The sequence below is a fragment of the Limosilactobacillus gorillae genome (assembly GCF_001293735.1).
GTDB lineage: Bacteria > Bacillota > Bacilli > Lactobacillales > Lactobacillaceae > Limosilactobacillus > Limosilactobacillus gorillae.
In genome coordinates this window covers 19,398-43,791 of record NZ_BCAH01000004.1, presented here as the reverse complement: position 1 = coordinate 43,791, position 24,394 = coordinate 19,398, and the positions used below count along the sequence as shown (strand labels likewise).

The 24,394-nt window shown below is 49.7% G+C and carries 27 protein-coding genes, 1 tRNA gene and 1 pseudogene; 18 read left to right on the top strand and 11 right to left on the bottom strand.

Going from position 1 to position 24,394, the window contains the following annotated elements; translation table 11 throughout:
- Window positions 1-45: 45 nt before the first annotated feature.
- Window positions 46-462: pseudogene (locus AOQ57_RS00515) on the bottom strand (Na+/H+ antiporter NhaC family protein); the annotation flags it as partial.
- A gap of 547 nt (window positions 463-1,009) precedes the next feature.
- Here AOQ57_RS00515 and AOQ57_RS00510 point away from each other — a divergent pair.
- The 3 genes from AOQ57_RS00510 (at window position 1,010) to AOQ57_RS00500 (ending at window position 2,448) form a co-directional block, all read left to right on the top strand.
- A complete protein-coding gene (locus tag AOQ57_RS00510) occupies window positions 1,010-1,501 on the top strand; it encodes a prolyl-tRNA synthetase associated domain-containing protein (RefSeq protein WP_093624148.1) in 492 nt (163 codons plus the stop codon).
- A gap of 20 nt (window positions 1,502-1,521) precedes the next feature.
- Entirely contained in the window at window positions 1,522-1,890 is a 369-nt protein-coding gene (locus AOQ57_RS00505; protein WP_093624146.1) for a DUF1304 domain-containing protein, read from the top strand.
- Between the two features lie 111 nt (window positions 1,891-2,001).
- A complete protein-coding gene (locus AOQ57_RS00500) occupies window positions 2,002-2,448 on the top strand; it encodes an Rrf2 family transcriptional regulator (protein ID WP_093624144.1) in 447 nt (148 codons plus the stop codon).
- A gap of 70 nt (window positions 2,449-2,518) precedes the next feature.
- Here AOQ57_RS00500 and AOQ57_RS00495 read toward each other — a convergent pair whose 3' ends face one another.
- The 3 genes from AOQ57_RS00495 to AOQ57_RS00485 form a co-directional block, all read right to left on the bottom strand.
- Window positions 2,519-2,740: a hypothetical protein gene (locus tag AOQ57_RS00495; RefSeq protein WP_093624142.1), complete on the bottom strand. Its 222-nt coding sequence runs from the start codon at window positions 2,738-2,740 to the stop codon at window positions 2,519-2,521.
- A gap of 15 nt (window positions 2,741-2,755) precedes the next feature.
- Complete coding sequence (locus AOQ57_RS00490) at window positions 2,756-3,352, bottom strand: CPBP family intramembrane glutamic endopeptidase (RefSeq protein ID WP_235788975.1); 597 nt, start codon at window positions 3,350-3,352, stop codon at window positions 2,756-2,758.
- A gap of 62 nt (window positions 3,353-3,414) precedes the next feature.
- The gene (locus tag AOQ57_RS00485) at window positions 3,415-3,942 is read right to left on the bottom strand and encodes a methylated-DNA--[protein]-cysteine S-methyltransferase (protein WP_093624138.1); all 528 of its coding nucleotides are present in this window, start codon (window positions 3,940-3,942) and stop codon (window positions 3,415-3,417) included.
- A gap of 217 nt (window positions 3,943-4,159) precedes the next feature.
- Between AOQ57_RS00485 and AOQ57_RS00480 the strand changes: the two genes are divergently transcribed.
- Together AOQ57_RS00480 and AOQ57_RS00475 are read left to right on the top strand one after the other, a co-directional pair.
- Complete coding sequence (locus AOQ57_RS00480) at window positions 4,160-5,374, top strand: LCP family protein (RefSeq protein ID WP_093624136.1); 1,215 nt, start codon at window positions 4,160-4,162, stop codon at window positions 5,372-5,374.
- Between the two features lie 163 nt (window positions 5,375-5,537).
- On the top strand, window positions 5,538-7,163 hold the full coding sequence (locus tag AOQ57_RS00475; RefSeq protein WP_093624134.1) for an ABC-F family ATP-binding cassette domain-containing protein: 1,626 nt from the start codon (window positions 5,538-5,540) through the stop codon (window positions 7,161-7,163).
- Between the two features lie 80 nt (window positions 7,164-7,243).
- On the opposite strand, the gene AOQ57_RS00470 is transcribed toward AOQ57_RS00475, so the two are convergent.
- The gene (locus AOQ57_RS00470) at window positions 7,244-7,597 is read right to left on the bottom strand and encodes a HesB/YadR/YfhF family protein (RefSeq protein WP_093624132.1); all 354 of its coding nucleotides are present in this window, start codon (window positions 7,595-7,597) and stop codon (window positions 7,244-7,246) included.
- Window positions 7,598-7,854: 257 nt separating this feature from the next.
- On the opposite strand from AOQ57_RS00470, the gene AOQ57_RS00460 reads away from it, so the two are divergent.
- Together AOQ57_RS00460 and AOQ57_RS00455 are read left to right on the top strand one after the other, a co-directional pair.
- Window positions 7,855-9,360, top strand: a complete 1,506-nt coding sequence (locus AOQ57_RS00460) for a glutamate--cysteine ligase (RefSeq protein WP_093624128.1) — start codon at window positions 7,855-7,857, stop codon at window positions 9,358-9,360.
- A 51-nt stretch (window positions 9,361-9,411) separates the two neighbouring features.
- Entirely contained in the window at window positions 9,412-10,314 is a 903-nt protein-coding gene (locus tag AOQ57_RS00455) for a Rossmann-fold NAD(P)-binding domain-containing protein (RefSeq protein ID WP_093624126.1), read from the top strand.
- A 5-nt stretch (window positions 10,315-10,319) separates the two neighbouring features.
- Here AOQ57_RS00455 and AOQ57_RS00450 read toward each other — a convergent pair whose 3' ends face one another.
- Window positions 10,320-10,889: an LOG family protein gene (locus AOQ57_RS00450; RefSeq protein WP_093624124.1), complete on the bottom strand. Its 570-nt coding sequence runs from the start codon at window positions 10,887-10,889 to the stop codon at window positions 10,320-10,322.
- Window positions 10,890-10,981: 92 nt separating this feature from the next.
- Window positions 10,982-11,347 (bottom strand): DUF4828 domain-containing protein, encoded by a 366-nt coding sequence (locus AOQ57_RS00445; protein WP_093624122.1) that lies wholly within the window; start codon window positions 11,345-11,347, stop codon window positions 10,982-10,984.
- A 174-nt stretch (window positions 11,348-11,521) separates the two neighbouring features.
- Between AOQ57_RS00445 and AOQ57_RS00440 the strand changes: the two genes are divergently transcribed.
- From AOQ57_RS00440 to AOQ57_RS00430, 3 genes are all read left to right on the top strand, one after another.
- Complete coding sequence (locus tag AOQ57_RS00440) at window positions 11,522-12,532, top strand: Gfo/Idh/MocA family protein (RefSeq protein ID WP_093624120.1); 1,011 nt, start codon at window positions 11,522-11,524, stop codon at window positions 12,530-12,532.
- 12 nt (window positions 12,533-12,544) lie between these two features.
- Window positions 12,545-13,861, top strand: coding sequence for a DEAD/DEAH box helicase (locus tag AOQ57_RS00435; RefSeq protein WP_167336618.1), 1,317 nt, complete (start codon window positions 12,545-12,547; stop codon window positions 13,859-13,861).
- A gap of 66 nt (window positions 13,862-13,927) precedes the next feature.
- Window positions 13,928-14,000 (top strand) — tRNA-Arg (locus AOQ57_RS00430).
- A 40-nt stretch (window positions 14,001-14,040) separates the two neighbouring features.
- On the opposite strand, the gene AOQ57_RS00425 is transcribed toward AOQ57_RS00430, so the two are convergent.
- Together AOQ57_RS00425 and AOQ57_RS00420 are read right to left on the bottom strand one after the other, a co-directional pair.
- A complete protein-coding gene (locus AOQ57_RS00425) occupies window positions 14,041-14,475 on the bottom strand; it encodes a GtrA family protein (RefSeq protein WP_093624116.1) in 435 nt (144 codons plus the stop codon).
- Window positions 14,476-14,484: 9 nt separating this feature from the next.
- Window positions 14,485-14,931 (bottom strand): flavodoxin, encoded by a 447-nt coding sequence (locus tag AOQ57_RS00420; RefSeq protein ID WP_093624114.1) that lies wholly within the window; start codon window positions 14,929-14,931, stop codon window positions 14,485-14,487.
- A 114-nt stretch (window positions 14,932-15,045) separates the two neighbouring features.
- Between AOQ57_RS00420 and map the strand changes: the two genes are divergently transcribed.
- The 3 genes from map (at window position 15,046) to AOQ57_RS00405 (ending at window position 19,899) form a co-directional block, all read left to right on the top strand.
- A complete protein-coding gene (gene map / locus AOQ57_RS00415; protein ID WP_093624112.1) occupies window positions 15,046-15,903 on the top strand; it encodes a type I methionyl aminopeptidase in 858 nt (285 codons plus the stop codon).
- Window positions 15,904-15,959: 56 nt separating this feature from the next.
- Window positions 15,960-18,902: an LTA synthase family protein gene (locus tag AOQ57_RS00410; RefSeq protein WP_093624110.1), complete on the top strand. Its 2,943-nt coding sequence runs from the start codon at window positions 15,960-15,962 to the stop codon at window positions 18,900-18,902.
- 88 nt (window positions 18,903-18,990) lie between these two features.
- Window positions 18,991-19,899 carry a YihY/virulence factor BrkB family protein gene (locus AOQ57_RS00405; RefSeq protein ID WP_093624108.1) on the top strand — a complete coding sequence of 303 codons (909 nt, stop codon included), beginning with the start codon at window positions 18,991-18,993 and terminating at the stop codon, window positions 19,897-19,899.
- 19 nt (window positions 19,900-19,918) lie between these two features.
- On the opposite strand, the gene AOQ57_RS00400 is transcribed toward AOQ57_RS00405, so the two are convergent.
- Both AOQ57_RS00400 and AOQ57_RS00395 read right to left on the bottom strand, forming a co-directional pair.
- The gene (locus AOQ57_RS00400) at window positions 19,919-20,134 is read right to left on the bottom strand and encodes a DUF2922 domain-containing protein (RefSeq protein ID WP_093624106.1); all 216 of its coding nucleotides are present in this window, start codon (window positions 20,132-20,134) and stop codon (window positions 19,919-19,921) included.
- Between the two features lie 36 nt (window positions 20,135-20,170).
- Window positions 20,171-20,377 carry a DUF1659 domain-containing protein gene (locus AOQ57_RS00395; protein ID WP_093624104.1) on the bottom strand — a complete coding sequence of 69 codons (207 nt, stop codon included), beginning with the start codon at window positions 20,375-20,377 and terminating at the stop codon, window positions 20,171-20,173.
- A 97-nt stretch (window positions 20,378-20,474) separates the two neighbouring features.
- On the opposite strand from AOQ57_RS00395, the gene recX reads away from it, so the two are divergent.
- The 5 genes from recX (at window position 20,475) to AOQ57_RS00370 (ending at window position 24,350) form a co-directional block, all read left to right on the top strand.
- Window positions 20,475-21,293, top strand: coding sequence for a recombination regulator RecX (gene recX / locus AOQ57_RS00390; RefSeq protein WP_093624102.1), 819 nt, complete (start codon window positions 20,475-20,477; stop codon window positions 21,291-21,293).
- A gap of 171 nt (window positions 21,294-21,464) precedes the next feature.
- Window positions 21,465-22,118: a sugar transferase gene (locus AOQ57_RS00385; RefSeq protein ID WP_093624100.1), complete on the top strand. Its 654-nt coding sequence runs from the start codon at window positions 21,465-21,467 to the stop codon at window positions 22,116-22,118.
- Window positions 22,119-22,129: 11 nt separating this feature from the next.
- Window positions 22,130-22,891 (top strand): DUF4422 domain-containing protein, encoded by a 762-nt coding sequence (locus AOQ57_RS00380; RefSeq protein ID WP_093624098.1) that lies wholly within the window; start codon window positions 22,130-22,132, stop codon window positions 22,889-22,891.
- A gap of 10 nt (window positions 22,892-22,901) precedes the next feature.
- On the top strand, window positions 22,902-23,525 hold the full coding sequence (locus tag AOQ57_RS00375; RefSeq protein WP_093624096.1) for a YveK family protein: 624 nt from the start codon (window positions 22,902-22,904) through the stop codon (window positions 23,523-23,525).
- A 12-nt stretch (window positions 23,526-23,537) separates the two neighbouring features.
- Window positions 23,538-24,350 (top strand): DUF4422 domain-containing protein, encoded by an 813-nt coding sequence (locus AOQ57_RS00370; protein ID WP_093624094.1) that lies wholly within the window; start codon window positions 23,538-23,540, stop codon window positions 24,348-24,350.
- Window positions 24,351-24,394: the final 44 nt, after the last annotated feature.

Below are 24,394 nucleotides of genomic sequence, written 5' to 3'. Positions count from 1 at the left end.
TTACTACTTCTAAGCCGTTCGGCTTGTGAGCTACAAGCCACCGAATTTATTCGGTGCGTAGTTGACGATTAGGTGGGTGACCTGGGTAATAGTCGTATGCGGGTTGTGAAGCCAGCCCAGGGCAATGGCAAAGAGGGCGCCGAGCCCCAGGGATGGGATGGCCGGAACCCGGGTGATTGCTAGGATGATCATGAACAAAACGGGCAGGAGGGTCACCGGGGAGATCCAAAAGCCGGTCGCTAGTCCCGCCATCATGACGTGGATGGAATGGAGGCTAGCGGTCTTAGCGCTCATCCCAACCGCGGTGAAGATGATGAGCGAGATAAGCCAGGCGGGCAGGTCTGTCCAAACCAAGGAGTGGAGGTGCCGGTAAAGGTCCACCTCCCCGGTTGTGGCGGCTAGGTTGGTCGTCCCGGACAGGGGCGAGACGTTGGAGCCGCAGAAGGCTCCCTTCAGCGAGGCCAAAGGTTGGTTCAACGCGTTCGTCAAATTTTCTCATGATAAAGTCCCCTTAACTGTTATTAATTCGCAAGCGACGGGCTGCAGTCGTTACGAAATAATAGCTTTTACCGCCGTTCGTTGTTGGCATCCTTGCCACCTCCTTAAAAAATAAAACGCCCCCTGCCTGAAAAATCAGACAAGGGACGACTTGCACCGTGGTACCACCCAGCTTTGTGTATTACACCTCGTTTGGCCTATCGCACCGCGCGTGAGTCACCATTGTAAGGGAGTGTAATTCGCGATCACGGTGTGGGTTAACTTTCAGCGCCGTTAACTCTCTGGGCCAGGGAGGGGATCACTACTGGGGCTCCGGTGAATCATTAGAATATTCTAATGTTAAAGGCATTAAAACATGGGCGCCCTTCCTTTGTCAATGAAAAAAGCTGAGAATTTGATTAGTGAAAGGCGCGTTGGAAAAGGGCATTGCAAAACCGCCTGTTCGAATTATAATCAAAGTAATCTTATTATCGTTTTCTCATGAGCGCGCTTCCACTAGGAGGGGGGTTCGATGAACCAAGAACAAGTGTATCAATACCTGGATGACCACGGGATCAACTACGAAGTTATCAACCACCCGGCGGTCTTTGACATGGCAGCCGTGGCCGACTTTCCGATGCCCCACCCCGAGGCCAACGCCAAGAACCTCTTTGTCCGCGACGACAAGCACCGCCACTACTACCTGATCACCGTTAAGGGACAAAAACAAGTCGATCTAAAGGCCCTCCGGGATCAGGAGAAGTTGCGCCGGTTAAGCTTTGCTTCGCCCGCCGACCTGCAGGAATACCTGGGCTTGACGCCGGGCGCGGTGACACCGCTGGGGGCCTTAAACGACCCGGCGGCCCGGGTGGAGGTCTTGATCGATCAGGAACTGGCGGATGGCCTGGTGGCCGCCCACCCCAACGTGAACACGGCGACGGTTTGGCTGCGGACCAGCGACTTAGTGAAGCTGTTAGAAGACCACGGCAACGCCGTCCGGCTGATTAAGATTCCGGAACGTTAATCTATAAAAGGAGAAGGACGATGCAAATCATCATTAACGTTTTTGCCACCCTGGTGGCGTTAGAATTTTTGTACATCATGTACCTCGAAACCTTTCAAACCACATCCAAGCAGACCGCGCGGGTCTTTGACATGACACAGGCGGAGCTGGCCCGGCCGAGTGTCAACACGCTCTTCAAGAACCAGGGCGTCTACAACGGGTTGATCGGGGTCCTATTGCTGGTGGGGCTGTACCTGGTTCCCAGCCGGATAATGGTGGTCAGCCTCTTGATCTTCATTGTCTTGGTGGCCGCTTACGGCAGTTTAACCAGCAACAAAACCATCATTTGGCGTCAGGGGGGCCTGGCGATCATTACCCTGGGATTAATTGGCGGCGCCCTGTTGTTCTAGCAGAAACGGCGCCGATCATGTTACCTAAAAAGTCGCACCTTTAAGAGGCAAGTGGTATGATGAACCTAAGCTAAGAGAGAGGAGTAGGACAGTAAGAAAGGAGGGAACACTATCGCCAACACCCGCGTCAGTGACTTGTTACAGATCCTTGTTTACCTAAAGGTTCACCAGGGGGAGCGGATCTCAAGTCAGCGCTTGGCAGCCAGTTTGAAGACCAACCCGAGCAGGATCCGCAAGATGATTACCCAGCTCCGGGCGGCCAACATCCTGGCTGATCGCAAAAACGGCAGTTACGATAATTTTACCAGGGACTTCAGCGCCGTCACGGTACGGGACGTTTACCGGGCCACCACACCGAAGAACCCCTTCCTCGTTCCAGATCGGGAGACGTCGGTAAGCTGTAGTGTGGGGGTAGCCTTCCCAACAGTTATCACCAAGTACTTTGAGGAGGTTCAAAAGGGGATCGAAAACCGGTTGGCCGAGATCACGGTTCAGCAACTGGTTGATGAAACGATCGCCAGCATTGAAGAACGCGAACGGCCGCAGGGTCACGAGTGACGCTTAGTATTTCCCGGGAAATGGAGCCAATAACTAAAGGGATCAGCAGTCGTTTGGACCGCTGATCCCTTTAGTTTCCGCCGAAGATGTATAGTGCCGCGCCAACCAGGACAGCGCCGGTCACGATTAGGGCCGGGCGCATCGAGGCCTTGATTTTCAAGCGTGAAAGGCGGCGGGTGAGCCGGTTGCCACCGGTGGACTGTTCAATCACCTTGGCGAAGATACCGAGGTAGACCACGATGATGCCGGCGATCAAGAGGAGCGTGGCGATCAGTAGGTTAGCGGTTTGCAAAGTAATTCCTCCTCGTTAAGTAAATAGGGTAATAAAGGATGAGGCAATATTTAAAAGGGCGTGGATTCCCCAGCTGGCGTAAATAGAACCCCCGGAACGGCGTTCATTGATCCAGCCCAGGCAGTAGCCGATTACAACCACCGCCAGGGTAATAATGATCGCCACCAGCCAATTGCCAATCCGGAAAAATAAGAGACCATGAATCGCCCCGAAGCCGATCGCCTGAATTGTGTTGGCGACCACGAAGCCGAAGTGTCTTTGCAGGCGCTTGAGTAAGAAGCCCCGGAAGAAGATTTCTTCGGGAAGCGAGGTCCCGAGCACCGCATAGACCAGGGCGGCCGGGATGCCAGCCGCTCCTCGCTGGGCGAAAACGGATGTTGCTAGGTCCCCGTGGTTAATGATCAGGGGAAGGGGAATCGCCAGCAGAAGGGTGATGAGGACAACGATTACGGTCGTCAACCAGCTGCGCTGAGCCGGGGGCCGGTAGAAGCCCAGCCAGTGGGCGAAGTGTTCCTGGCGTCGGACCGAACAAAGCCACCACAAAAATGGGAGCACCAGCGCAATGGCGAGCTCGATAAGACCGTTAACTAATTGTTGGGTGAATAATAACACGTGGGGAAGCCCTCCTATCATTGCTTTGATTATAAGGTGGATAAAGGAGGGGCGCCCCTCCTTTATTTAGGAAAATTAAGCCGATCCGGCGTAGCCATGTGATGCCCCTCAAGCCTGAGCAGGGCGGCCTTGCGATCAAGTCCGCCCCCGTAGCCGGTTAAGCTGCCGTGGGTGCCGACCACCCGGTGGCAGGGGATAAACAGGGAGAGGTGGTTCTTGCCGACCGCATTGCCGACGGCTTGGGCGGCCATCTTCGCCTGGTGCCGCTGATCGGCAACTTGCTTGGCCAGCTGACCATAGGTGATCACCTGGCCATAGGGGATCTTCAAGAGCTGGTCCCACACGACCCGTTGAAAGGCGGTTCCCTGGATGTGGAGGGGTGGGCGCCAGGTGGGCGCCTGGCCGGCAAAGTATTCGTCAAGCCACTGCCGGGCAAGTGCTAGGGTAGCACGATCTCCCGGCTTGGCGTCTGGCCCGACGGTATCGGCGTAGTAACGACCCCCGTCAAACCAGAGGCCGCAAAGCCCCCCTTCGTCGGCGACCAGCAGGATTTGCCCCAGCGGGGACTGGTAATAACAGGTTGTTTGCATGGGTGCACCTCCGTTACCATCATTATACCCGAAAGCGCTTCATGAATCATAACGGATTTAGTATCATAAGGGCGCACGGGGTCAATTGGTGATTAATAGTAAGCCAGGAACTTACGGATTTATTAAAATCTAGGGGGTAAATTGACCTCCCCCCTTAGCTCTGATAAAGTAAAAAACGTTAGAAAATTGTTATATCACTGTTGAGGTAATGTGAAGTATGAACGAAGAAAATGAAACACGTGCTGGGTACCGGCAGCGAGTGGCAGGTAGCGCCGGGACGGGTGGCAACAATAAGAATCCGCACCCGCCGTATTACCGGGGCGGCAAAAGGTGGTTCAAGTGGGTGAAGCGAACGATCCTCTTGATCCTTTTGCTAATTATTGGGGGCGGTGCTTACGAGTACCACCAAGTCAATAATACCGCTAAGAACGTCTTCTCAAATGGGAACGGGAAGATTTCGGCTAAGTTACGGGCCGGCAAGCCGATTTCCATCTTGGCCATGGGGACCGACGTTGGGGCCCTGGACCGGGGGAACACCGGTGGGAACACCGATACCCTGGAACTGATCACGATTAACCCTAAGAAGAAGACGATTTCCATGACGTCAATCCCGCGGGACACCCTGGTGAAGATTAACACCAGCGAGGGGGCGGATTACGTTAAGATTAACGCCGCCTACCAGATCGGGGGCGCTAAGCAAACCGTCAAGCAGGTTAAGGAATTGCTGGGCATACCAGTTGATTACTATGCGGTGATCAACATGGGTGTTTTGGAAAAGGTGGTTAACGCCGTTGGCGGGGTCACCGTTGATAACCCGTTCTCCTTCACTTATGAAGGTCACCACTTCAAGAAGGGGAAGCAGCACTTAAATGGGGCCAACGCCCTCAAGTACTCCCGGATGCGTTACGAAGATCCAAACGGGGATTACGGGCGTCAAAAGCGTCAGCAACAGGTGATGGAATCCGTAATCAAGACCTTTAAGGAATCCGGTAGCATCACGGCGGCCAACGACATCCTGAAGGCCGTAGGGGATGGGGTAAAGACCAACGTGCCAATTGACAACGTGGCGGCCCTTTACACCAACTACCACGTGGCAATGAAGAACGTTAAGACCTACCACATGCAAGGCATGGACGCCACGATCGAAGGGGTTTCCTTCCAAATTGCGTCGCCAAAGGAAATTAACCGGATTTCCAAGCTGATTCGCAACCAATTGGGCTTATCGGCCAAGAAAGTTACCAACGCTGAAACCGCCATGTACAATCAACAAACGACTTACGATGGCTACAACAACGTTAACTTCGTCTTGCCAAATGGGGCTTCTTACAACAGTCCAGGCAGCGGCACGAGCTCATCCACGTCTACTTCGACGACGCTGGACTCGACCACGACGGGGGCCTTTGGTAACACCAGTTCAGCGTACGGATATTAGAATAATTAAACCAGGAGCGCCCTTACGTTCCTGGTTTTTTTGTACTAGGCAAAGTAGTTCATAAATTTACTGTTTGGTCTAACCGTCGTAAAGCTTGCCCGGAGTCGTTGCTTTATGCTAAATTGGTGAGAGCAAAAATTTAGAAAACACGAGGAAATTGCACGTGATTACCATTACTGACCTGAGCCTGAACCTGTCAGGCCGGACCTTGTACCGCGACGTTAACCTTAAGTTCACTCCCGGCAACTGTTACGGTGTGATTGGGGCCAACGGGGCCGGCAAGTCCACCTTCTTGAAGCTGCTGGAGGGGAAGATGACCCCAACGACCGGGACGATTTCGATTGGCCCGAACGAACGGATGACCTCCTTGAATCAGGATCACTTCGCCTTTGACGAATGCACGGTTATGGATACGGTGATCCAAGGACACGCCAAGCTATACCAGATTATGCAGGAAAAGGACGCCCTTTACGCCAAGCCGGACTTCTCCGATGAAGACGGGGTTAAGGTGGCGGAATTAGAGGCTGAATTTGCCGAAATGGACGGCTGGAACGCCGAAGCCAACGCCTCCCAACTCCTTCAGTCGCTGGGGATTCCGGAAAGCATGCACGGCACCCTGATGGGGGAACTGGCCGAAAGCGACAAGGTGAAGGTGCTCTTGGCCCAGGCTCTCTTTGATTCCCCGGACATCCTCTTATTGGACGAACCGACCAACGGGCTGGACATTCAAACCATTGCCTGGCTGGAAGAATTCCTGGCTAGCTATGACAAGATCGTGATCGTCGTTTCCCACGACCGGCACTTTTTAAACCAAGTCTGCACCCAGATGTGCGACGTTGACTTCCAAAAGATTAAGCTCTACGTTGGGAATTACGATTTCTGGTATGAATCCAGTCAGCTGGCTGCCCAGTTGGCCGCTAACCAAAACGCCAAGAAGGAAGAAAAGATTAAGGAACTCCAGGAGTTCATTGCACGTTTCTCGGCCAACGCCTCCAAGCATAAGCAGGCCACTTCCCGTAAGAAGCAGTTGGAAAAAATCACCTTGGAAGACATCCAGCCGTCGATGCGAAAGTATCCCTACATTAAGTTCGAACAGGATCGCCCGCTGGGAAATGACCTTCTGAAGGTGGAACACATTTCCCACACCATTGACGGGGAAAAGATCTTAAACGACGTCTCCTTCTTGATTCGGCCGGGTGAAAAGGTTGCCTTCCTGTCCCGCAACGACATGGCGACCACCGTTTTAATGCAAATTATTGCCGGGGAAATAACACCGGACGAAGGGACCGTTACCTGGGGCCAAACGACCTCTAGAAACTACATGTCCCGGGACCTGAACGCCGCCTTTGATAACGACGAGCTGACGATCATTGACTGGTTACGCCAGTTCGCAACCAAGGAAGAAAATGACAACACCTTCTTGCGGGGCTTCTTAGGTAAGATGCTCTTCACCGGGGAAGAAATTGAAAAACAAATTAAGGTTCTTTCCGGGGGAGAAAAGGTTCGGTGCCTTTTATCCAAGATGATGCTTCAGCACGCTAACGTCCTGCTGATGGATGACCCGACCAACCACTTGGATCTGGAATCAATCACGGCCTTAAACGACGCCATGGAAAGCTTTCCGGGTTCGATCCTCTTCACCAGTCACGACCACGAATTCATTCAAACGATTGCTGACCACTTGATCGAAGTTGGGCCAAACGGCTTTGTTAGCCGGGCGGACACCACTTACGACGACTTCTTGGCCCACCCAACGGTCCAAGAACAAGTGGCCGCTCTGTACAAATAGAAAAAACGGCCCCCGGAAACATGGTGTTTTCGGGGGTCGTTGGTTGGTTAGTAGAATTTTTGATCAAACAACGAACGCCCTTACGGTTCCTTCTTGGAGGAGTGGGCGTGGGTGTCTAGCTTGGAGCCATCGTTAGGGGCGTAGTGGTAAACCGGGCCGTCAATTGACTTGTCGTAGCCAACCTGAACGTCGAGGCCCTCGAAGAACCAGTCTTCAGCCTCTTCAATGTAGTAGTGAATCCCGTCAACGACCTGGTCGACAATGGGGCGGGTGGGGTGATCGTGCCGGCTCATCCCGGTTGAAAAGCCATCGTGGGCGTTGGTTTCACCGTAAACCCGGCCAAAGAAATGTACGCCCCCGCCTTCGGGGATGCCCATGCTTTCACGGAACCACTTGCTTGCTTCCGGGGAGACGCTAATTTTGGTAACTGCCATATCGAAAACTCCTTTGGATGTATTCGGTTTCAAATTAACCATAGAATAGCATATTTGCTACCGAGCGCCAACTCTGAAGAACTCAATTTATGGCGACCACGTTTGATCAAGAAGCGTTGGCAGATAAAGGCTGGCGTTAGTGATGATAACGTCAGATCCATGAAAACGGTGTCGGGTGTGAAAAACAAGTGCTATAATAAATTCCTTGAGAAAATATTAATTGAGAAGGGCTCCTGGCTGGGCCTTGTGAGGTGACAATGATGGATAGATGTGCAGCAATGCGACAAGCAATGCATGAGCCAAAACTAAGGGCGAGGTTATTTGCGGGGAGCTTTGGACTGCGAATGCAAACCCACCGGGTATTAACTGATGGAAGGGCAAGCCGTTATGCTTATCCAAGCCAGTTGGGATCACGGGTGAAGAACCCCTACCTGACCAGTGGAATTTCCGATAACATGATGGAATTCAACGCCGTGATTGTTAAAAGCAGCGAGGCCGCCGTTCGTCAGTTGCAGATCCTTCAGCAGATCGTTGACCGCCAACTGGAACCCCAGGAACGCCTGTGGCCGCTAACGATGCCCCCTGCCCTGGCCTACAAAAAGGACCTCGACTTCTTGGGGACCAACTGCTCCCGTCCCGACCAAAAGGACTTTAACCGCTACCTGATTAACAAGTACGGCCTAAAGCCGCTGTTGATGGGGGGCGTTCATGTCGGATACGGCCTGGATAAGCAGCTACTTGAGGAAATCTACCAGCGCTTTTACAAGGATAAGTACCAGCGCCAGGCTGACTTCCAAAACCACCTGTACTTCAAGTTAGCCCAGGGCTTTTACCGCTGGCAGTGGCTGTTTACCTACTTGTTTGGGGCCAGTCCAATTGCCACCGGGGTCAAGGAGATCGTTGCCCCGGATTTAACACACCAAGTGCGCTCACTACGCAACTCCAAGTACGGCTACACCAACCTGCCGGGTGAACAGGTTGATTACAGCTCGCTGGAAAGTTACATCAATAGTCTAGCTGACTACCTGGAAAAGGGGACCTACCAGAATTTCCACGAGTACTTTGGCCCGGTTTGTTTGCACGGGCGAACCAACAACCTGGAGAAGACGATCAACGACGGGGTCCAATACATCTCAATGCGCGGCTTTGACATTGACCCATTCTCCAAGGCTGGTATTTCAGAAGATACCCTCAACTTCCTGGAACTGGTCATGATTTACAACCTGCTAACCGCAACTCCGGATGACACCGCCGAAAAAGTCCAGCTGGCGGCCGAGCGCAACGAACAAGTTGCCCTGCAGGAGCCAACGGACCAAGAAGACTGGATGAAGGAAGAGGGGCTGGCCTTTGTCGACCAGTTACTGGCCTTTTGTGAGGAATACGATGCCCCCCGGAAGTACAGCCTGGCCATCAAATTCGTGCAGCGGCGCCTAGAGGATCCAACCTTGACGATCGCCGAGCAGATAACGGAGAAGATGGAAAACGGCACCATGCTCTCCTTTGGCCTTAAGGTGGCCAACGACCGTTACTTAGAGCTGATGCAGTCCGGCCAGCCGCTAACCGTGATTGCCAAGGGGTACTCGGTTACCGTTCAGGAGCTGATCCGTGCCGCCATTGTCTTGGGAATCCAAGTCTGGCTTGACCGCGGGGTGCGCTTCAACGTTGGCAGCCACGAGGAGGTTATCGAACCCACCGCCGACTTACCGCTTGAAGAAGGGGCGCAACAATATTTAATCAACCTCTTCCCAGAAATAAAGGAATAACCAAAGAAGGGCCTGGTATCTTGCCAGGCCCTTTGCAATAAGGAGGACATAATGCGAACGATTGGAATCATTGGTTTACAACAGCTCGGGACGACCCTGGCGCATCTATTGGTGGCGACTAACCGTGTCGACCGCCTGATCCTCTTGGATGAAGATGATCAACTGGCGCTGGGCTTGGCTGATGATCTGACCGCCAGTCCGGGATTCAGTGGTCAGGTGGTGGTTCAGGATTCGGCCGCCTTAAAAGCCGCCGATGTGTTAGTGGTGGCCTTTGATCACCGCTGCCCAAGTCAAGGCGCTGGTTTTAAGCAGGTGGATGAAATCGTTGGCGCCGTTACCAAGTGGGCCCAAGCGGTCAAGGAGAGCGGCTTTGGCGGGGTAGTATTAAACCTGGCGGCCCCGAATGAGGCGCTGACCGGCTTCTTGCAACAGGAGTGGCAGTTGCCAGTCCAACGGGTGCTGGGAACCGGGACGATTACCGATACGGCGTACCTAAAGCAGGCGGTGGCCGCCACCGTCGAGCAGCCGGCCAGCGCGGTGAGCGGCTACGTGCTTGGCCAGCACGGTGGCAACCTGGTGCCAATCTGGTCGAGTATCCGGGTCAATGGCCGCTCGATTGAAGAGCCGATTAACGGTCACCATGTCGACACCGCTAAGCTCTTGGTTAACGCTCAAAAGCAGGCATACCTGGTGACGACAACGGTGGGTCAGGGGAGCTACACCCTTTGTTCATGGGCGCTGGCGATCATTGACGTTCTGTTAAAAGACGGGGGCGCCGTTATACCGGTGGCTGTCTTTCAACCGCAGTACCAGTGTTACATGTCCTTTCCGGTCCAGCTGACCCGGCAGGGAGTGGGGAACTTCTGGCTTCCCAAGTTCTACGCGCTAGAAGAGGCCCAACTAAAAGTGGCCGCCGCCGCGATTAAGACGCAGCTGACGGCCATGCAGGGCTGATTAATTTATCGATAGGTTCGAATGTGAGGAGCCTGATAGTGGTTCATGAAGTGGTAGACCTCATCGAAGTTGGTAGCAAACTTGATCGCATTGATGAAGGAGTGTTCGGTAAAGCCAGTCGTTTCCATCTGGTGTAAGAGGTCTTTTAGGGGCTGGTAGAAGCCATGGTAGTTATACAAGGCCACGGGCTTGGCGTTGTCGCCCAACACCGTCCAGGAAAAGGCTTCGCTGACCTCTTCTAAAGTTCCCAGGCCCCCGGGAAGGGCCAGGAGTCCGTCAGCTAGTTCCATCATCCGGTTCTTACGGATGTCCATGTTATCAACGATTTCCAGGCTGGTAAGGCCCGGGTGACCGGCACCGCGGTCGGCCAATTCTTCGGTAATGACCCCGCAAACTTCCCCGCCGGCCTCTAAAACGGCGTTGGCGACGGTTCCCATCAGGCCAAAGCGGCCCCCGCCATAGACCAGGCTGACCCCGTGTTCAGCCATTTGGTGACCGAAGTCGGTGGCCATACTAGTGTAAGAAGGGTCCAGGTCGGCGCGGGCACCGCAATAAACTGCCAATCGTTGTAACATCGTAGTCGTTCCTTTCTTCAAATGAGATGCCCTCATTATAACAGCCAGTGTCAATAAACGAACACAACGACGGCCCAGCCGAGCCGTCGTTGTTAGTTAAGGGGTTCAATTTTGTATTCTTGGTCGTCAGCTTCATCGATCAGTTGAATGGGTTGTTGCTCGTTAGCCTTGATCGTGATGTGGTAACCAAATTTATCGAGGTAGACAAGTTGATCAGTGCTAACGTGTTGAACGTTGGCCGGGATTGCCTGATTATCGATCCCCAATTTGAGTTCAGGTGAGATGGTAATGACGTGGGTCCGATCCCGTTCCTGATCGTAGTAACGCCAGGTGCCAGCGTAGAAGATGGGTAAGGAGGATGAGTGTTCATTTTTCTTTTTAGAATGGCTGAAACCAAGTGAGCTTGTGATTCCAGCCATTAGTCCCGCGCCGAATAGTAGCATTCCCTTTTTTTGCATAATTATACTCCTCACATTAGTAAACTTGCCTTATCATTCGATAGCATTTGCTTTGGTCGATACATATTATATATATTATACACAGAATATTTGAGGCGAAAGATTTCATTTCTGTTAAAAACAGGTAGATATTGTTAAAATGGAAGTAATATAAGAATAAAGGAGCGTTCATTGATGCTAAAGCTTGGAATTATTGGAACGAATATTATTACCGATCAGATGCTAGACGCCGCTAAAACGACTGGTCAATACCAATTGACGGCCGTTTACTCCCGGACTATGGCCCGTGCCGAGGAATTTGGTAAGCCTTACGGGGCCACTCAATTCTTCGATTCCTTGGAAGACTTCTTTGACGAAGGGGACTTCGAAGTTGTTTACATCGCTTCGCCTAACAGCAAGCACTACGAACAGGCTCGCCTAGCGATTGAAAACGACAAGTTTGTCATCGTAGAAAAGCCGGCCTTCGTTAACCCGGAGGAATTCAGCCGCATTGAATCACTGCTAGCTGCCCACCCGAAGGCTCGCCTGGTTGAAGCCGCTCGTCACATTCACACCGGCCTTTTCCACGCCGGGGAAGAACAGCTTAAGAAGATGGACACCATTCAAGGGGCCAACATCACGGTCATGAAGTACTCTTCACGCTACGACAAGGTCTTAGCGGGTCAAAAGCCGTACCCGAATATCTTCACGCCGGAATTTGCCGGTGGTGCCTTGATGGACCTCGGGGTTTACGCCGTTTATGGGGCCGTAACCTTATTTGGGGTTCCGGGTAGCGTGGTTTACTTCCCAACCATGACCAAGTCGGGCGTTGATGGTAAGGGGACCGCTATTTTGACTTACGACAACTTCGCCGTTACGCTCAATTTTGGTAAGACCGCTAACTCCCACCTGGTTTCCGAAGTTTATGGCCTCAAGGACACCCTGGTCTTTGATTCCATCTTTGACACGACCAAGGTTACTTACTTCAACGAGAAGCAGGAAGCAACGAACCTAACGGCGCCGTACTTTAAAAACTCAATGGTTGATGAATTAAATGACTTCGCCGCTTTGTTTAAGGCGGTGGATGACCCGAAGCAAGTTGAAAACTACAAGCGTTGGCAAACGCTGAGCCGTGAAGTGAACGCCGTGATGTTCAACCTACGTCAATCCGCGGACTTCTATTTCCCGGCCGACAATAACCGCTAAAGGATGATGGCATTGATTGAACAGTTTCAAAAACACTTTGAAGAGCGCGGTTTCAAGCAACTAACCGCCATTCAAGAGGCGGTGCAGGCGCCACTGGCGGCGGATAAGACCGTCTTTGGGATTGCCCCTACTGGCTCGGGCAAGACGCTGGCCTTTACCTGGCCGCTGTTGCCGAAGGTTATGAAGGGGGAGGGGGCTCAGATTTTGGTGTTAGAACCCTCCCAGGAGCTGGCCTTACAGACCACCCGGGTAATGCGAGAATGGGCGGCCTTGCTGGGCTTAAAGGTTCACTCCGCCACCGGGGGTGCCAACCTTCGCCGGCAAACGGAACGGTTGAAAAAGGAGCGCCCTGAAGTGGTTGTCGGTACGCCGGGGCGGGTACTTCACTTACTGGAAACCCGGAGCCTAAAGCTCAACCACCTTGTCACCCTGGTGATCGATGAAGCTGATGACCTCTTGCGTGATGATACCCAAGCGGTGGTTGAAGATATTGAACGGGCAACGCCCTTAGAAACTCAGCTGGCTTTCTTTTCGGCTACTCAATCCGACACCCTTGACCAGCTGGACGTCCTGTTTGGCCGCGACCTAGTGAAGATCGATGTCCGCGCCGAAGACAAGTCCCGGGGACCGGTCAAGCACGGTCTGGTGGCTGCTCGGACGATGAGCGACAAGGCCGTTATGTTAAAGCGGCTCAGCCAAACCAAGAACTTCAGGGCGCTGGTCTTTTTCACCAGTATTAAGACCCTTCACTACACGGCTAGCCGCCTACGCCACGATGGCATCTCGTCGGCTACATTGGGCGGACGCCAGCGTCAGACCGAGCGAGAAACTGTGATGCGGAAGTTCCGTAAGCACCAGATTAAGCTTTTGTTAACTACCGACGTGGCCGCCCGGGGGCTGGACATTCCCAAACTTCCGGCCGTGGTCAACTTTGAACTACCCACGACTGCCGATGGCTATGTTCACCGGACGGGCCGAACTGGCCGGCAGGGAGAACCAGGGTTGGTGATTAACCTCGGGGATGATCACGACTTCCGGGACCTCAAGAAGCTTCTGGCCGCCACCGACTACAAGCTGGAGCCGATGACGATCGATAAGCGCCAGCTGGTGACTAACGATGCCGACAAGCCGGGCCGCTCGGTAGCAAAGGCAAACGTTAAGGCGATTCAAAAGCGCCAGCGCGATTCTAACCGTGGCCCCAGAAAAGAGGTCGTCCGGACGCTGGATGATTCGCTTAGTCAATCTAGGCCGAAGCGCAAGAAGAAAAACCGTAAGAACAAGGGGATTCGCCTGAAGCACCGGCGGAAGAACGAAGAAAAACAGCAGTAATTATGCATAAGCAAATGATCACACCTTTACAAGTGCCGTAAAGAATGCGATAATTTTGCTTGTGCTGGTCCCATAGTATAATTGGATAGTACGTCCGCCTCCTAAGCGATTGATCCCGGTTCGATTCCGGGTGGGACCATTAAAAAAGAGCAGTACCAGAAAGCTGGTGCTGCTCTTTTTTAGCGTTTGGCAATTTTCTCGTTGTCTTTGAAAATCAGCCAGCGTGAGAAAATGTAGTTGGCGATCACAACAAAGACGTTATCCACGGTCTTAACAATCAATTGTTGGATGGGAGTGTTCAGCTTCATCAGAGTGACCCCGACAAACATGAAGGCAACGTCGATTAAGAGGGTTAATCCCCGGTAGAAGAAGAACTGGGTAATCTCAATCCAAAAAGCTTTCCAGGTGGTGTAATGGGAGTTAAAAACCCAGACCTTATTGGTAAGGTAAGCAACCAGAACGGATAGGAACCAAGCCGTGACGTTGGCGACCTGGTAGTTCCAGTGAACGCCCGAGGAAAGGAACTGGAAGGAAACAATATTAACTAACGTGGTGACGACGCCCCAGAAAAGGTAGGCGATAATCTGACCGTACTTATTCCAAAGTTCTTTCATCAGAACCTCCTAGTCAACCTTTTCAACCAGGTCCTTAGCGAAGGCGGTTAAACGCTCCTCGTCTTCAGCATCTGGGGTTAAGTTAACGTGGACGTTAGCACTACCCTTTGTAGCCCCAGCCTGGTCGAAAGCTTCGCCAAATTCGTCCACGGCCTTGCAGTAATCATCGCCGTAGAAGGTATCGCCTGAACCGGCAACTCCGTATACCTTACCAGTCAAATCGGCTTCCTTGAGGTCATCGAAGAAGTCCAGCCCTTCGTCGGGTAAAGCTCCTTCATCGTAAGTGTACGGGCAGACAACGCAGATGTCGACGTCATCAAAGTCAGCCACGTCGGCCATCGTCATCTCGGTCATTTCAACGTCAACCCCGAGGTCCTCTAGGGCCCCGGTGACCATGTCGGCGACGTCTTCGTTATTTCCGGTAATCGTGGCGTAAACCACCAGTGCTTTTGCCATTCTTATCCCTCCAAAATATTGTGAACGATTATTAATTTTTAAACCTTGGATAGTATAGCACATTCAAAGAGTGCTATACTGGTAAGAGTTTATAAAGTGTAAGGAGAAGTGCAAATGATTAGCTTAAAATCACCACGAGAAATTCGGGCCATGGAAAAGTCGGGCGCTGTTTTAGCCGGGATGCACCTTGGCATTCAAAAGATTATCCGGCCCGGGATTTCTAGTTGGGTCATTGAAGAATTTGCGCGCGATTACTTCAAGCAGGCTAAGGCAATTGCGGCCCAAATTGGTTTTGAAGGATACGAATACGCTACCTGTGTAAGCGTTAATGATGAAATTTGCCACGGTTTTCCCCGTAAGAAGCTGATCTTAAAGGATGGCGACCTGGTTAAGGTTGACACGGTGGTTAACCTGGATGGAGCCTATTCAGACTCGTGCTGGTCGTATGCAGTGGGCACACCGTCACCGGAAATCGCCAAACTGATGGAAGTAACCAAGAAGTCATTGTACATGGGAATTGACCAGTGTATCCCGGGTAACCGGATCGGAGACATTGGGGCGGTAATTCAACACTACACCGAAGATGAAAACGGCTATGGTGATGTGAAGGAATTTGTTGGCCACGGAATTGGCCCAACAATGCACGAAGACCCAATGGTGCCGCACTACGGGGAAGCCGGTCACGGCCTACGCCTGCGTAAGGGGATGACGATTACCGTTGAACCGATGATTAACACGGGGACTTGGCAGGCCGATACCTCAGATCCATCCGGGTGGCTGGCCAAGACGGCCGATGGTGGCTGGTCGTGCCAATACGAACACACCCTAGTGATCACCGATGAAGGGCCAAAGATTTTGACCTCTCAGGATCCGGAAGCGGATGCTAAGTACCTTTACGATGATGATTACGCAAAGGAACTGGCTCACTACGGTGAAATAGCCCGTAAAGTGGCCAAGAAGTATGAGGAATAGGATGCGGGGCTGTGACAAAACTGTCATGGCCTCACTTTTTATAAATGGGGTACTCTATGAAAAAAACGATATCAAAAACTAGTTGGTACTTGGCCCTTTTTCTGACAATAATGAACCTTTGGATGTGGGATAGCCAACTGCCATTTAGTGCCTATTCAGAAAATAACTTCAAGATGGCCATTCTCCAACTATTTCACGTGATTTTAATCGTGGCTGAGTTATGGCTCTTGATGCAGGTGGGACGAACCTTTAAACGCCACCAGCTAGGGCGGACCCGGGTGATCACTAGCTGGCTAGTCGTAGTTGCCTATGCATTAGGGGCGCTTCTTTTACGACTACTTTGGAAGAATGAATTTTCCTTTAGCGAATTGCTTAATGCTGTTTTCCCGTTGATGCGAAACCTCATCCCCTTGGCGACGGCCTACCTGATCGCCATGCTTACCTTCCCACGGGTTAACGAGTATTCGGAAGCTCACCGCCGTTTTATCGGCAAGGTCCTGGTGGGGATGTTTCTGGTTGCGACCGTTTTTTACGATGATCTGTGGGGGATTAAAGACAGTCAAAATGCGCTCTTTTACCTGATGGTAATGTTAATTGGGGCGACTTTTGATGGAATTGATTTGCCCAGTCATTGGCGTAAGCAGATTAAGCGTGGCGGCGTAGGTCTGTTCATCGTCACCGCTATTTTAGCGATGCTAATGCCGACGATTTCAGTGACGATTCACTTTGATATGTCAACGGCCAGTCGGTTCGCTAGCCTGTCTGATGGCCTGTTAGTTCTAGTCGCACTGGCAATCTTTTTGTTAAAGGGTAAGACGACAACTGGCGAACGAGAGCTCCTAAACGGTAATGCATATAGTGCCTTACTTTTGGCGGGGCTCCCCTTCTTAGTTAGTCGGTACGTCTCCTTTACCGCGGCTCACGTTAGTAACCTTAGCCTAAAGATCATCCTAGTTGGGGCTCTTTCGGCGGTAATCATTTTTGTGGGGACTGTGATTAATTTGAGCTTGCAAAAGCTCTTTAGTCACTTACCAATTACTAAGCGCTATGAAGCTTGGGTGGCGACCTTACCCCATCATCTAATGGAGTGGCCAGCCTGGGTGAAACAATTTTGTCGCCGCCATTGGCCAGCGATTACCGCCTTATTAGTGGCCTATGGGTTAGCCGTAATTTCCAACCTTTTAATGTTTACCAGTTGGAAGGTAAGCCCAGCCTATTCAATGACTTTTGACAACTACATCTATCTATTGACTGCCAGGCAAGGGAACCTCTTATTTACTGCCTTCCTAATCTGGCTGATCTTTAAAATGATTCAGTCGATCGTTGGGCGCTACTGGCTTTCAATGGGGATTGTGGCCCCTCTGGCTATTATTTGGGCAATTGCCAACCGGATTAAACTGGGGATGCGAGAAGAGCCGATCTTGCCATCGGATATGATGATGTACCAGGCTTACGGGAACATATTAAAAAACTTAGTAAGTGCCTGGATCCCAATTACGGCTGTGATTGTCTTTCTGCTTGTCATTAGTCTAGGAATCTATTTAGATCACCGCTTTCCCGTTCCAAGTCCTAGCTTGAAGCGACGGGGAATTTGGTTGGTCTTAACGGTCTTTTTCTTTGGGAGTAGTAGCGTTTGGAACCATACCGACTCAAGGATTAGCACTTTTATAAGCGGGATGGGAAATTCACCATTCTTCTTTAACCAAGTCACTGGAGTTCGAAATAACGGGCCGATTATTCAATTCATGAATAATATCGATGTTACTGTAATGAAGCAGCCGACGGGCTATTCCGAGGCTCGGATGGCTAAGATTGCCAAAGAATATAAGGAAATGGCTAAGCAGATTAATCGACATCGGGAAAATTCTCTATCCGATCAATCAATCATTTTTAACCTGAGTGAAAGTTTTTCTAATCCTAAGCGGGTTCCGGGGTTGCAACTCAAGGGAAACCCCATTCCGACCATTCTCTCATTAAAGAAGCACAATACCAGCGGCTTAATGATCTCTTCCGGTTACGGTGGAGGGACGGCAAATATTGAGTACATGACTTTAACGGGATTAGCAACCGCGAACTTCTCCTCAACGATGCAAACGCCGTACACTCAGCTGGTTCCACGGTTAACTAAAAATTGGACTTTTAATCAACTCTTTAAATATGCAGTGGGGATTCACCCATATCAGGGGGTCTTTTACAGTCGGGTTATAGATTACGCAAAGTTTGGCTTCAATCGCTTCTATTACCTAGGCAGCAAGTATAAGATTGTTGACAAAAAGAAGATTGGCAAGAATCCGTTCTTATCGGATACAACCGCTTATGCGAATACTCTCAAGCAGTTGAAGGCTGACCCGAATGGAACGTTCATTAACTTGGTCACGATCCAAAACCATATGCCTTACGATACTAAGTACTACTCGGGTTATACTAAGTGGTTACCATCAAAGGTTAGTGAGGGGACGGATAAAAATACCGTGGCTGCTTACACAACGGGACTTACCTACACGGATAAAGCAGTCAAGAAATTCATTAAAGAGATCAATAAGATTCAAAAACCGATCACGGTGGTCTTTTATGGTGACCACTTACCGGGAATCTACAATAACAGCATGGCCAAGGATGGGACAAAGCTCCACCAAACGGATTACTTTATCTACTCCAATACCTATGCGCAAAAGCACGGCGCCCGGACTTTAACGGATCATACCAAGGTAGTTAGTCCAAACGATTTTATTGCAATGGTGGCTGAACAAACCAATTCTAAGGTTACACCATACCTGGCTCTGTTAACGGCGGTCTATCAGGACCTGCCGGCAGTTTCCGTTAACACCGGACAGGGAAATACCAACGCAACGGTGCAATTTACCAATGATAAGGGTCAAATTGTTAAGGAAAATCAGTTAACCAAGAAGCAAAAACAATTATGGCAAGACTACAAGCTGGTTCAATACGATTTGACGGCCGGCAAGCAGTACCTTTATAAATTCAAGATGATGAAATAAGCAAGGGGGCGCGGGATTAACCGGGCCCCTTTGTTTTCGAAGTCAGAAACTGATAAAATGGGCGTATTGACGTGTTGAGGAGGCCCAGATGAAACGAGTTGGGGAAAGGTTAAAGCGCTTTGTGACGGTTTTTTTCCGGCACTTTCAAATGGCACAGGTCACCACGGCGGCAGCCGTTTTGGCGTACTACACCCTTTTGTCGATCTTTCCGGCAGTTTTAGTGGTCGGAAACCTCTTACCGATGCTGGGGCTGGACGCGAAAACGGTGCTTCCTTATCTCCAGTCAGCGATCCCTAGTTCGGTGTATCAGTCTATCCAACCGATCATCTACGATTTTTTACGTCACGGTAATGGGGGGATCTTGACCACTGGGGCCTTAGTCGCCTTGTGGTCAACCAGTCAGGGAATCGCGGCCTTTCAGCGGTCGGTAAATGGTGCCTACGGGGTGGCTAAGAATCAAAATCCGATCATTAACCGGGTGGTATCCTTTGTTTGGATGATCATTGTTATCATTATTATCTTTACCCTCATGATTATGTATGGGCTAGGGGAACAAGTCTTAGAGTGGCTTCAGCCAATTTTCCATTTCTCCATGGATTATGTGATGATCTTTAGCTCCCTGCGCTGGCCGGTGACTTTTCTGGGATTGTTTATCCTCTTAACCTTACTCTACTACTTTGTGCCTAGCGCCCGGGTACGCTGGCGTTATGTGGTGATTGGTGCGCTTGTGGTGGCCTTGCTTTGGATGGGGTTATCACGGATTTTTTCCTACTACACCGTATTCTTTTTCCGGCGGGTGGACTCCTACAAGACGATCGGGGCCTTCATTTTAATGATGGTCTGGCTTGATTTCTCGGGGATTATAGTTATGATCGGAGCCATCATCAATGCCACTTGTCAGGTACTGGTAGAAGGATCAGTTAGCCAACGCCAATACATTTGGCAACTTATGCACTGGCATATAACGGACTGGCTAAAGAAAAAGGAGCCTAAGTAGGCTCCTTAGTGGTTAGAAATTAAGAAAAGAGGACGTCTTCGTTCGTGTTAACGACCTTGGCAGAGACAGGCGTGACGTAGAGGTCTTCATCGTCCTTCTTAAACAGTTTGAGGTCGGCGATTTGCGTCATTGCTTGGCGGACGGATACTTCGTCGAGTTGGCCGTTGGCGTAGTTGATCTTCAAAATGTGGGTCTTACCAAGGCTGCCCTTGTAGGTGAGGTTTAAGGTCTTCATATATAGTATCCTTTCTTTTAAAAACTACGGGAAAGATTATTCGTTGGCTAGGGTCGTGGCGGTTGTTAACGTTGCTTCTTTAACTTGTCCGCCAGTTAAGCTTCCCAGGATGGTTTGAAAGCTGGTGATCTGTTCGTCGCTTGGTTGGGCAACCAGATTATTAAAGGTCCGGCTTAAACCTTTGGGGTGATCACCATCGATCGAGGTAACTTGAAGCTTAGTTGACTTAACATTGCGAATCATATTAAAACACTCCTTTAAAATTAGTTGGGTTAGTAAGTTGTGATCACTGCTTACACCCTATACATAGAAATTACGCGTGAATTTGTCAGGGTGGATGATGAAAAAAGAAAAGCAACAACAAGAAATAACCGCCATTGTGGCGCAAAAACGTCCCGGGCGCTTTAACGTCTTTTTAAACGGTAGGTACGCCTTTCCGGTGGCAGAAAGCGTCTTAATTAAGTACCGACTGTACAAGGGGATGGAAGTTGATAAGGAACTCCTTGAGCAGATTTCAAATGATGATCAGGTTGCCCAAGCATATTCCAAGATGCTGGACTACCTGTCGCACCAACTACGAACGGAGCACGAGGTGAAGCAAAAGCTTACCGAGTTAGCGGTTCCGCCGGAAATTGTACCCGTGGTGATGGCCAAGCTAAGGGAAAACCGGCTGCTAGATGACCAAGAGTACGCGGCTGCCTTTGTTCGAACTGAAATGAATACAACCTTGAAGGGACCCGGCGTAATTCGTCAAAAACTCCGCCAAAAACGGGTGGGAGAACTTTTGATTGACCGTGCCCTTGAGCAGTTCAACATCGAACAGCAACAGGTAAACGCCACAAAGCTGGTTAAGAAGTTGGCTAAACGTTATGCTAACCAACCAGTGCGCCGCCAAGAAGAGAAGGTCCGTCAAGGTGTAATCACGCAGGGATATAGTGGTGACGTGTACCAATTGGTTAAGGAGACGGGTTTCCCCACGTCAGACCAGGAGGGCCAAGAAGAACTCCTAACTCGTGAGGCCCAAAAAGCATGGCGCCGGTACCAACGGTATCAGGGGTATGAACGGGAGCTCAAGGTCAAGCAAGCCCTTTACCGTAAGGGGTTTGAGCTGGATGAAATTGATCACTGGTTAGCCGATCAAGAAAATCTTAATAATTGATGAAAGGGATTCCAGACGAAAAATCCTTTTTTACACCCCGATTTATTGGTATGATAGGGGAAGTATTGATAAGTTCAGTGGCTATCAATTAGCTACAATTATCAATTGTGAAGTGAAAAATAATGGGCATAAAGAGAGCCTAAGTTAATTTTGAAATTGAGAGAAACGCTAATGGTTGAAAATAAGATCCACATTGATGTGGAACGATTAAATCATCAGTATATCTACCGGGCCGTCAAGCGTCTATTTGACGTCGTTGCGTCGGCGGTCGGCGTGGTGGTAATTAGCCCACTCCTATTGGTGATTGCAATCTGCATTAAAGTTGATGATCCCCATGGGCCAGTGTTTTACACTCAGACCCGGGTGGGGAAGGACGGAAAAGAGTTTAAAATCATTAAGTTCCGTTCGATGGTTAGTAACGCGGATGAACTCCTCAGTAAGTTAAAGGATCAAAATGAGGTTAACGGGGCCATGTTTAAGATGAAGGATGACCCCCGGATTACCCGGGTGGGACGGGTAATTCGTAAGTACAGTCTTGATGAGTTACCGCAGTTGATCAACGTGGTAACGGGATCAATGAGTATCGTTGGCCCGCGGCCACCACTGACTTCTGAAGTGGCCCAGTACACGGATTATGATAGACAGCGTCTGCTGGTTACCCCAGGAGCCACCGGAATGTGGCAAGTAGGGGGACGAAATGACGTTGATTTTGATGAAATGGTCCACCTTGATTTAACTTACATTCAAAATCGCTCGGTTTGGCTGGATTTAAAGATCATGTTTGAAACGGTTAAAGTGATGATCAAGCCAAACGGAGCCTATTAAAGGAGAACATTGTGCGAGTAAAAGTATTAGTTGCGGCCCACAAAAACTATGCTATGCCGACAGATCCAATGTATCTGCCGGTTTTTGTGGGTAAAGAGCTTCACCCGGACGTTAACCAAACCTTTCAGGGGGATAATACGGGTGATAATATTTCCAAAAAAAACCCGACTTATAATGAACTAACGGCTATCTACTGGGGGTGGAAGAACCTCGATGTGGATGCCATGGGGTTGGTTCACTACCGGCGGTACCTGAGTTTGCGCCACCAAAAGTCGTTAGCGACGGTACTGTCGGAAAAAGAGACCCAAGAACTCTTGGAAGACTACGATATTATTTTGCCATCCAAGCGAAACTACTATATTGAAACTAATGAATCACACTATCTGCATGCCCACCATCATGAACCGTTTGAGATCATGCACCAAGTGATTCAAGAGCAGTATCCAGAGTATGCACCAGCCTTTGAGACGGTGATGAAGCGTACGTGGGCCCACATGTTTAACATGTTTATCATGAAAAAGCAGCCCCTCAATGAATATTGCACGTGGATGTATGAGGTCTTAGCCAAGGTAGAGGCACAAACGGATATTTCCACATATTCAACCTATGAACAGCGTGTCTACGGCTTTTTAAGCGAGTTATTGCTGGACGTTTGGTTGGAAGTCCATCCTGAATATAAGGTGAAGGAAGTGAACTACGTGTTCATGGAGCACACTAATTGGTTGAAAAAGGGTGGTAAGTTCTTGCAACGTAAAATTACGGGACACGCTTAGGAGATAAACAATGAGTAAATCATATAGTATTGATGACATTTCAAAAATTATTTTAAAAAACATCATCTTGATTTTGGTGCTGGCTGTTCTTGGGATGGGTTGCCTAGGTTTCTATGCGAAGCATAAGCAAACGACAACTTATACTGCTAGTCGAGAAATTTTAATCGGCCATAATTTAGACACGGTGAGTTATAAGAATTCACAGGCAATGGCAGATATGAGCATGATGCAAACTTACTCAGAATTAGTTCAGGATCGGCTGGTTTTATCGAAAGCTAGAAAAGAATTACCGAAGAAACTTCAAAAGAAGTACTCGGTTTCTGATTTGGAATCAGCAGTAGATGCAAAACCAAGGGCCGGTGAGATAATCTTAGACATTCATGCTAAGGTTGGTAGTGCAAAAGATGCGGCGTTGATTGTAAATGCTGTGACGGATGCTACTAAGCAGGAATTACCGAAGATTAAGGCTGGAATTGGACAAATCCAACCACTTTCAAAGGCGTACGCTTCTGATGTAAAAAGCCAAACCTCACCATCGGCGAAGAAATATGCCATTCTTGGATTTGCATTAGGAGCCCTTGCCGGTATGGTCATTGCTTTTGTAAGGACAACCTTTAAGCATTTGGTAAAATAGGATGTAGTAATTATGACAATGTATGTAATATCACATAAAATGTTTGATTACGACTTACCAAACGGATATCAGCCACTACTCGTGGGAGCTGATTTTAATTCTAATCCACGTGGTTATTTAGCTGATAATACAGGTGATAATATTTCACGACAGAATAAAGAGTTTAATGAGCTAACAGGACTCTACTGGATGTGGAAAAATACAACAGACCCCTTTGTAGGACTGAGTCACTATCGCCGTTACTTTTCTCCGCATTCATTTGGTAAAAGGATAGGCGGACGGAATGCAATGTATCTTTGGCTACTTGCTTTTGGACGAACTCATCCGGTTTCCGAGGAAGAGCTTCAAGCAATGCTTAAAGAATATGATTGGGTTGTGGCTTATCCTGAGGATGACTCTAAAGGGAAAGAAACCCTTAGGGAACAGTATATCCGTGGTCATTATGAGGTTGATCTCGACCACACACGGGAAGCAATCGTTAAACTCTATCCAGAGTTCACGAACTCCTTCGATGAAGTTATGAACGGACCAGCGGTAATGGCACCGTATAACATGTTCTATACTCGGCGTGAATTAATGAATGACTATTGTAAATGGTTATTTGATATTCTGTTTGAAGTTCAGAGCCACACCGATATGACTGGGTACGATACCTACCAGCGTCGGTTGTATGGATTCCTTTCAGAGCGGTTGTTAAATGTTTATTTACATCAGCAAAGGAATGTAAAAGTAAAATATCTTACGGTATTTAATACCGGTGATTTAAAGAGGAAGGCAGTTATTCGCCACTTAACCAATCGGATGGGAATTACTGAAAAGAATTAATTAAGGAGCACGGTTAACAAGTTGATTAGTTAACCGTGCTATTC